Origin of the sequence: Frankia sp. AgKG'84/4 (genome assembly GCF_023242965.2) — a bacterium.
In the GTDB taxonomy this organism is placed as follows: domain Bacteria; phylum Actinomycetota; class Actinomycetes; order Frankiales; family Frankiaceae; genus Frankia.
Map to the genome: position 1 here is coordinate 1 of NZ_JALKFU020001111.1, position 1,324 is coordinate 1,324.

2 protein-coding genes are annotated in these 1,324 nt (G+C 74.8%); both read right to left on the reverse strand.

Annotation, left to right across the window (positions count from 1 at the left end; translation table 11 throughout):
• The coding region (locus MXD58_RS27720) for an SCO6045 C-terminal-like domain-containing protein (RefSeq protein WP_250611098.1) at positions 1-551 on the reverse strand (551 nt) is incomplete at its 3' end.
• A 126-nt stretch (positions 552-677) separates the two neighbouring features.
• Positions 678-1,324: multinuclear nonheme iron-dependent oxidase (locus MXD58_RS27725; RefSeq protein WP_250611091.1), on the reverse strand; the 647-nt coding region annotated here is incomplete at its 5' end.

The window sequence follows — 1,324 nt, forward strand, 5'->3', positions numbered from 1 at the left end:
ACGCGGGCCCGCTCGGACAGCGCGTCGCGGTGGGCCCGGCCGAAGGCCAGACCGTCGGCCCAGGCGCCGGCCGGGGGCCGTCCGTCGGCCCAGCGCAGGAACCGGGCGGCGAAGTTCGGCTCGGCCGCGAGGATCGGCCAGCGGCAAGCCACGCCCTCGCGGCGTTTGCCGAGCAGCACCCGGCGCGTCGCCGCCAGCGCGTCCGGGTCGAAGCCGAGCAGGTCGAAGCCGAGCGGGTCGAATGTCGCCGGCTCGGTCTGGCCGGCGACGAGTGCCGCGACGAGCGCGGACTGCCCGCGCGCCAACCGTTCCCGCGCCCCCGCGAGATCACCCGATTCGGGGGCCTCGCGCCCGGACCCGGGGACCTCGCGCCCAGGGTCGGCCCGTTCAGTCACCGCCTCCCCCGCACCCGCCTCCCCCGCCGCCGTCGCCTCCCCCGCAGCCATGACCACCACCGTCATGACCCCCTCCACCGTGACCCCCTCCACCGTGACCGTCACCACCGTGACCGTCACCATGCCCATGGCCACCGGATCCGCCGTCGCCGCCATCACTCCAACCGCCGCAACCGCCGCCGCTGTCCCCTTGGCCCCGAGGACGGTCGGGGGCGCGCCACCGGCCGACAGCGGCGCGGCGGTACAGCCGGTACAGCCCCAGCGCGAACACACCGAGAACGATCAACGTGACGAGCATGGCATCCTCCCGGCCCCCGCCGCGGCGGCCGCCTGGACGCGGTCGCATTCGGCGTGGAACTCCTCGACCGGCGGATAACAACCGTCGCGTTCGAGCAGATAGGCGCACTGCCCTGGCGGGAAGCGGCCGACGGCGTCGGCGAGCAGCGTCAGCTGCGGCGCGCCGACGGAATGCAGATGGGTGTCGTGGTAGCGGCCGGCGCGCATCACACCGCCCGCGACGTGCAGATAGGCGACGTTCTCCCAGGGCAGCCGGTCGAACACCTCGACCGGATCAACACCATGGTTGATCATGTCGCCGTGCAGGTTCGCGACGTCGACAAGCAGGAGCGCGCCGCTGCGTTCGGCGAGTTCGGCCAGGAAGTCGGCGGGTTCCAGCTCGTCGTCGGGCCAGCGCAGCAGCGCGGCGACGTTCTCCAGCGCGAGGGGCACCGGCAGTTCGGCGCGGGCGATCCGGATGTTCGCGACCAGCACGTCGAGCGCGTCGCGGGTGTAGGGGACGGGCAGGAGATGTCCGGCCTCGTAGCCGCCGGCGCGCACGAACGCGACGTGCTCGCTGACCAGCGGGGCGCCGACGGCGGCGGCGACGGCCCCCAGGCGCGCGAGCCTGGCCGGGTCGGGCCGCTCGGCGC